We start from the raw sequence: 6952 nt of genomic DNA on the forward strand, positions 1-6952 counted from the left end.
CGTGATTGAATTGCTCTGCGGTCTGTTTTTACTGATCGCCGGCGCCGAACTGATGGTGCGCGCCGCCGTACGCCTGGCCGCGCGCCTGCATGTGCGGCCACTGATCATCGGCCTGACCATCGTGGCCCTCGGCAGCAGCGCGCCGCAGATGGCGGTCAGCCTGCAAGCCACCCTGGCGCAAAACGCCGACATCGCCGTCGGCAGCGTGATCGGCAGCAGCATCTTCAACATCCTCGTCACCCTCGGGCTCTCCGCACTGATTATTCCGCTACGGGTTTCGCGGCAATTGGTGCGCCTGGATATTCCACTGATGATCGGCGCCAGCCTGCTGGTGTCCGTACTGGCGTGGAATGAAGAACTGACTCGGGTCGACGGCGTGATCCTGCTGACAGCGCTGGCGCTGTATCTGGGCTTGCTACTGCGTCAGTCACGGCACTCGTCCCGTCCGCCATCGGGGGCTCATGAAGCGCCGCAGGCACCGTGGTTCAGCAGTCTGCTGATAATTGTCGCCGGGTTGGCAATGCTGGTGTTCGCCGGGCACTTGCTGCTCGGCGCCGCTGTGGCGGTCGCGACCGACCTGGGGTTGTCGGAGCGGATCATCGGCCTGACCATCGTCGCCGTCAGCACGTCCCTGCCGGAACTGGCCACTTCGTTGATCGCCGCGTTGCGTGGCCAACGAGACATCGCGGTGGGCAACGTGATCGGCAGCAACCTGTTCAACCTCTTGGGCGTACTTGGGCTGACCGCGTTGATCGCGCCGTCACCGCTGTCGGTCTCGCCCAACGCGCTGGATTTCGATTTGCCGGTGATGCTCGGAGTCGCGGTGCTGTGCCTGCCGGTGTTCTATTCCGGCTACCGGGTGACCCGCGCCGAAGGCCTGCTGTTTTTGGGCTTGTACCTGGCCTATGGGCTGCACGTGGTGTCGTTCACCACGGGCATGCCGCTGGCCGGCAAGCTTGAACACCTGATGCTGTTTTTCGTTCTGCCGGCGCTGGTGGCGTTTTTACTGTTCACCTCGCTTCGCGCCTGGCGTCGCCAACACCACAAGAAGGAATTACCATGAGCACTGATAAGAAGCCTGGGGTTGAAATCCGCCGCCAAGTGATGGGCGACGCGTTCGTCGACCGCGCCCTGGGCAACGCCACCGAATTCACCCAGCCGCTGCAGGACTTCGTCAATGAGCATGCTTGGGGCGGCGTGTGGAACCGCGAAGGTTTGCCGCTGAAAACCCGCAGCCTGATCACTCTCGCTGCGCTGACCGCGCTGAAGTGCCCGCAAGAATTGAAAGGCCATGTTCGCGGTGCGTTGAACAACGGTTGCACGGTGGAAGAGATTCGCGAAGCGCTACTGCATTGCGCGGTGTATGCCGGTGTGCCGGCGGCGATCGATGCATTTCGGGCGGCGCAGGAAGTGATCGACACCTATCAGAAGCCGGAGTAGGCGACCTGAAGAACGCCGCAAGTCCCGAGGTTAGATCCACCCACCCCACTGCAACAAAAAGATCCCGATGTTGGTGGTGACCGCCGCCATCAGTGTAGTAATCACGATGATCGCCGCCGCCAGTTCATGATTGCCATTGGCCTGCCGGGCCATGACGAAACTGGCCGCGGCGGTCGGGCTACCGAAGTACAGAAACAGAATCCCCAACTCCGCCCCACGAAAGCCCCAGAGCCAGGCGCCGAGTGTCGCCAGCACCGGCAGGCCGATCATCTTCACCAGACTTGAACTGAGCGCCATCGTGCCGCTTTTGCGCATTGCCGCCAGCGACAACGTGCCTCCGATGCAGATCAATGCCAATGGCAAGGTGGTTTGCGCCAAATATTGACCGGACCTCTCCAGCCATCCCGGCAAGCCGATCTGGAACCAGGCAAATGGTGCGGCCGCAATCACACTGATGACCAGCGGATTGGCCATCACACTTTTGCAGATGCTCCACGGATCAGACTTGATCACCGGGCTGTAGACCGCCAGCACAATGGTTGAGAGCGTGTTGTAAAACAGGATCACCAGCGCCGCGAGAATCGCCCCAAGGGAAATGCCATAGTCGCCGTACATGCTCGCCGCCAGGGCCAGGCCGATTACCCCGTTATTGCCGCGAAACGCGCCTTGAGTGTAAATGCCCCGATCTTCCCGCGGGCATTTCCAGATCGCCCACCCCCAGGCAATTGCAAAGCACATCAGGGTCGCGACCGAGAAATAGATCAGCAGCGCCGGTTGCAACGCAGCGTGCAGGTCGGCATGCAAGATACCCAGAAACAGCAACGCCGGCATGGTGACATTGAACACCAGGGCCGACGCAGTATGGATGAAATTGTCGTTGATCCAGTCGATGCGCTTGAGCAGCACACCCAGAAACAGCATGGCAAACACCGGCGCAGTGATGTTCAGGGTTTCGAGGAAAATAGCCAGCATGCCGGGGGAACCTTGGGTGGGCGTCGTTAGGGGGCTAATGATAAGCCACCGGAGACGTCGGCGTCTGGTAGACCGTCTTCGCGGGCTTGCCCGCGAAGACGTCCTGATAAACGCCAAATTAACCTCGGGTTACTTACCGATAGAAATCTTCGGCGCCCAAGTCAGCCATTCATCTTCAAACTTGTCGAACAGCGGAAACGTTTGCTCGGGCCGCGCCGGGACACCCATGCGGTCGCCATCCGGTGTGGCAAAAGCGATACCGCCCTGGATCAGTGTCTCCAGCGATTCGGTGCGTATGGTTGCGCCTTTGAACAAGCCGTAGTCAAAACCAAAACCACTGGTGTTCCAGAACCGCGTGCCACTGCGTACCAATGGCGCGTATTTCGGCTCGATCAGGATGTGCACCAACACTCGATCCGCCGTCTGGCCCAGTTCATAGCCGGTTACTTTGCCCACCGTGATTTCGCGATAGGTGACGGGCACACCGGTCTTCAGCGAACCTCGACGAGCAGCACTCAATACCAGGCTCAAACCGGCCTCTTCCTTGGCGGTTTCCGGGGGATTGGTCAGGGCTACGAAGTCCTTTTGCGGACCGAGGTTCTTCGGCGCCGGTTGCACTTCGATGTACTGTCCTGTCACCAGTGTCTCAAGGTTGGACGTCTTGATCAGACCCAATTCGGGTTTGACCACCCAGAACTGACTGCCTACCCGAGCGATACGTTCCGGCACCTCAGTGATCCGCGCGGTCAGCAGCACTGATTGCAGGTCGTCACTGAGGTCAACGTCTTCGACCTTGCCGACGTCGAGGCCTTTGAACCGGATCGGCGTGCCCGTGCGCAGACCATCGGCGCGATCGACCTTGATGGTCACCACGGCGCCTTTCTGGTTTGCCTCTTCATGACTGGCGAACAGACGGAAACGTGGAATGCGCTTCCGCAACGGCGCTTTGGCTTCTGGGGTTTCGAAAGCAATGCCGCCAGCCATCAGGCTTTGCAACGACTCACTTTTGACCTGGATGCCACCGGTCAGCCCACCTGTCAGCGTAATGCCGCTGGCATTCCAGAAGCGCGTCGAGGCGTTGACCAGCCCCTCGTACTCCTTCTCGATGTGCACACCGATCACCAGCTGTTTTTTAGTGCGAGAGAACTGGTAGCTCTGCACCGAACCCACCTTGACCTGCTTGTAGAGAATCGGACTGCCGACTTCCAGTGAGCCTAGGTTTTCGGTGAACAGCACCAGATGCAGGCCCGGCGAACGCAGATCCAGCGGCGGCGCCTTGGCCCGCGCTTCGAACTCGCGCTGCGGTGCGCCCCCCTTGTCGCCAGGGCGCACGGCGATGTAGTTACCTTTGACCAATGCTTCCAGACCGGTGATACCAGCCAGCGAAATCGATGGTTTGACCACCCAGAACTGCGTGCCGGTGACCAGGTAATCCTCAGCCAATGGGTCGAGCGTCAGCTCGGCGGTTGCACTGGAGAGGTCCGGGTCAATCTTGAGCGCCTTCAGATTGCCGACCTGAATGCCTTTGTACATCACCGGTGTACGACCGGCCTGCAGGCCTTCGAAATCGCTGAGTTTGACCTTGACCCGAATACCGGCGGCGGCTGCATCGAAGTCTTCATAGAGACGGAACGGCAGGCTCGGGTCGGTGGGCGGGCTGTCCTTGCGGTTTTCCGGTGTAGCAAACGCAATACCACCAGCGACGATGCTGGCGAGGGACTCGCTACGCACTTTCACACCGGACAGGTTGGCATCGATGCTGATGCCGCTGGCATTCCAGAAACGCGTGTGTTTGCGTACCAGGCTGGCATAGGTCGGTTCGATGAAGACTTTGAGTTCAACGGTGTTCTGGTCCGCGGACAGCAAATAGCTTTTGATCTGACCGACCTGGATCTGCTTGTAGAACACCGGGCTGCCGCGATTCAGCGAACCAAGACGATCAGCCTTGATGGTCAGGTGCAGACCAGGCTTGGCGTCCGACAGCGGCGGCTCTTCGGCCAGGGCCTTGAACTTGCGGGTCGGCTCGCCCTCTCCCGGGCTGACAGCCACATAGTTACCCGAGACCAGCGTCTCCAGGCCCGTGATACCGGCCAGGGTTACGCTCGGCTTGACCAGCCAGAAACGCGTGCTGGTTCTGAGGTATTGCTCCACGTCCTTATTCATCTCGATAGTGGCGATCACGCCTTTGGCGCTGCCTTCGTCATCGAGTGTGAGGGCTTTCACCTTACCGACCGACATACCTTTGTAAACGACTTCGGTCTTGTTGGCCTGAATACCTTCGCCGCTTTCGAAGCGCACATGGATCTCAATGCCTGTCTCGCTATAGGCACGCCAGGCGAGCCAACCACCAATGAGCAAGGCGATAAGAGGCAATACCCAGATGGCAGACCAGTTAGAGGCCGGTCGGGTTTTCGCTGTAGGCAAATCAGTCATGGTCGTCGTCCGACTCCGTGTTATCCCAAATCAGTCGGGGATCGAAAGTTACTGCGGCAAGCATCGTCAGAATCACCACACTGGCGAAGGCGATGGCGCCAAGATTGGCTTCGACGCTGGCAAGCCGTCCGAAATTCACAACCGCCACCAGGATGGCGATCACAAAAATATCGAGCATCGACCAGCGGCCGATGAACTCGATAAAGCGGTACATCCATATACGTTGGCGTGCGGAAAGTGGCTGGCGGCGCTGCACCGAAAACAGCAGCAACCCGATGCCCACGAGTTTGAACGTAGGAACCAGAATACTGGCGATAAAAACCACAGCCGCGATGGGAATCATGCCGTGCTGAACCAGTTGGATCACGCCGGACATGATGGTGCTCGGATCGCCCTGCCCCAGGGAACTGACGGTCATGATCGGCAGCACATTGGCCGGGATATAAATAATCGCAGCAGTGACCAGCAGCGCCCAGGTACGCATCAGGCTGTTCGGTCGGCGCGCATGAACCAACGCACCACAGCGGGTGCAGACCTGCTCGTCAGTGCCAGCTTCCTGCTTGTTCAACTCGTGGCATTCGGCACAAATCAGAATGCCCGCATCAATCGCCCGCATGGGCATCTTCTCCTGATAATGCCTGCCAGATCTGGTGCGGCGACATCACCACTTCCAGCCAGACCTGGACCAACAACAAACTGATAAAGCACGCCAAACCAAGACCTACGGTAATCGCCGCCATATCGGCCAATTTGACGATCGCGACCAGCACGCCCATGAGGTAAACCTCAAGCATCCCCCAATCCCGAAGATGGTGATAAATGCGGTAGAGCAGCAAACCGTAACTGCGTCCGATATTGAATCGGATACTCAGCAGCACCACCAATTGGCAGAGCAGCTTGAGCAGCGGAATCCCCATGCTGCAGAGAAATACGACTGCTGCTACGCCCTGCATACCGGTATCGAACAAACCGACAACACCGCTCCAGACGGTGTCATTCGATGACTGCCCGAGTAGATGGAGCTGCATGATGGGTAAAAAGTTCGCGGGGATATACAACAACAGTGCGGCAATGACCAAGGCGAGACTGCGCTGCACGACATTGTGCCGATGGGCATACAGCTCATAACCGCAGCGTGGACAAATGGCCTTCTCACCATGGGCGAGTTCAGGCTTGCGCATCAGCAAGTCGCACTCATGACACGCCACCAAACCGTCCAGTGGTAAATCTGACAGCCCATGGGTGTCAACCGGATCTGGCATAAAGGCTCTGGCTCCAAAAAAGTTGGACCTATTCTAGTGCCCTGACTCGAAAATAACTGTGCAATTTTGTGTTGCCAGAGAAGTAGACTTTTTCTGCGGGCAAAACAAAACCCCTACCTGCATACGCAGATAGGGGTTTCGGAATTTAATCTTGACGATGACCTACTCTCACATGGGGAAACCCCACACTACCATCGGCGATGCATCGTTTCACTTCTGAGTTCGGGATGGGATCAGGTGGTTCCAATGCTCTATGGTCGTCAAGAAATTCGGGTACCGAACCGTCTTTCGACGCTTCAGCAAATTGGGTATGCGATAGTTTGTGCGGCTTTTGTGAATGGTTGCGAACTTTCGGTTCATTGCGTCTTCACACACCGCAATCTGGCCTCTTTCGAGTTCACAAATTGCTTGGGTGTTATATGGTCAAGCCTCACGGGCAATTAGTATTGGTTAGCTCAACGCCTCACAGCGCTTACACACCCAACCTATCAACGTCGTAGTCTTCGACGGCCCTTCAGGGGACTCAAGGTCCCAGTGAGATCTCATCTTGAGGCTAGTTTCCCGCTTAGATGCTTTCAGCGGTTATCTATTCCGAACATAGCTACCCGGCAATGCCACTGGCGTGACAACCGGAACACCAGAGGTTCGTCCACTCCGGTCCTCTCGTACTAGGAGCAGCCCCTCTCAAATCTCAAACGTCCACGGCAGATAGGGACCGAACTGTCTCACGACGTTCTAAACCCAGCTCGCGTACCACTTTAAATGGCGAACAGCCATACCCTTGGGACCGGCTTCAGCCCCAGGATGTGATGAGCCGACATCGAGGTGCCAAACACCGCCGTCGA

6 protein-coding genes and 2 rRNA genes (1 of these 8 only partly in view) are annotated in these 6952 nt (G+C 58.0%); 2 read left to right on the top strand and 6 right to left on the bottom strand.

Features of this window, described 5'->3' with window-relative positions:
- The first annotated feature begins 1 nt into the window (after window position 1).
- On the top strand, window positions 2-1063 hold the full coding sequence (locus LOY36_RS24015; RefSeq protein WP_258671166.1) for a calcium/sodium antiporter: 1062 nt from the start codon (window positions 2-4) through the stop codon (window positions 1061-1063).
- Entirely contained in the window at window positions 1060-1440 is a 381-nt protein-coding gene (locus LOY36_RS24020) for a carboxymuconolactone decarboxylase family protein (RefSeq protein ID WP_007941215.1), read from the top strand. The genes LOY36_RS24015 and LOY36_RS24020 overlap by 4 nt, the downstream gene beginning before the upstream one ends.
- A gap of 30 nt (window positions 1441-1470) precedes the next feature.
- Here LOY36_RS24020 and LOY36_RS24025 read toward each other — a convergent pair whose 3' ends face one another.
- The 6 genes from LOY36_RS24025 to LOY36_RS24050 all read right to left on the bottom strand — a co-directional run.
- Window positions 1471-2412, bottom strand: a complete 942-nt coding sequence (locus LOY36_RS24025; RefSeq protein ID WP_018927222.1) for an AEC family transporter — start codon at window positions 2410-2412, stop codon at window positions 1471-1473.
- A 129-nt stretch (window positions 2413-2541) separates the two neighbouring features.
- Window positions 2542-4845 (bottom strand): intermembrane transport protein PqiB, encoded by a 2304-nt coding sequence (locus tag LOY36_RS24030; protein WP_028940287.1) that lies wholly within the window; start codon window positions 4843-4845, stop codon window positions 2542-2544.
- Window positions 4838-5461 (bottom strand): paraquat-inducible protein A, encoded by a 624-nt coding sequence (locus LOY36_RS24035; RefSeq protein ID WP_007941211.1) that lies wholly within the window; start codon window positions 5459-5461, stop codon window positions 4838-4840. Before LOY36_RS24035 ends, LOY36_RS24030 begins: the two co-directional genes overlap by 8 nt.
- A complete protein-coding gene (locus LOY36_RS24040; protein ID WP_258671167.1) occupies window positions 5448-6107 on the bottom strand; it encodes a paraquat-inducible protein A in 660 nt (219 codons plus the stop codon). Before LOY36_RS24040 ends, LOY36_RS24035 begins: the two co-directional genes overlap by 14 nt.
- Window positions 6108-6256: 149 nt before the next feature.
- Window positions 6257-6372: ribosomal RNA gene (gene rrf, locus LOY36_RS24045) — 5S ribosomal RNA — on the bottom strand.
- 154 nt (window positions 6373-6526) lie between these two features.
- Window positions 6527-6952: ribosomal RNA gene (locus LOY36_RS24050) — 23S ribosomal RNA — on the bottom strand; it runs 2466 nt beyond the window's last position.

Source organism: Pseudomonas sp. B21-019 (genome assembly GCF_024749225.1).
Lineage (GTDB): Bacteria > Pseudomonadota > Gammaproteobacteria > Pseudomonadales > Pseudomonadaceae > Aquipseudomonas.

Bases quoted from the DNA above. Each gene is read 5' to 3' on its own strand.
- LOY36_RS24030 (WP_028940287.1), bottom strand. From the start codon at position 4,845: ATGACTGATTTGCCTACAGCGAAAACCCGACCGGCCTCTAACTGGTCT.
- LOY36_RS24020 (WP_007941215.1), top strand. From the start codon at position 1,060: ATGAGCACTGATAAGAAGCCTGGGGTTGAAATCCGCCGCCAAGTGATG.
- LOY36_RS24040 (WP_258671167.1), bottom strand. From the start codon at position 6,107: ATGCCAGATCCGGTTGACACCCATGGGCTGTCAGATTTACCACTGGAC.
- LOY36_RS24035 (WP_007941211.1), bottom strand. From the start codon at position 5,461: ATGCGGGCGATTGATGCGGGCATTCTGATTTGTGCCGAATGCCACGAG.
- LOY36_RS24025 (WP_018927222.1), bottom strand. From the start codon at position 2,412: ATGCTGGCTATTTTCCTCGAAACCCTGAACATCACTGCGCCGGTGTTT.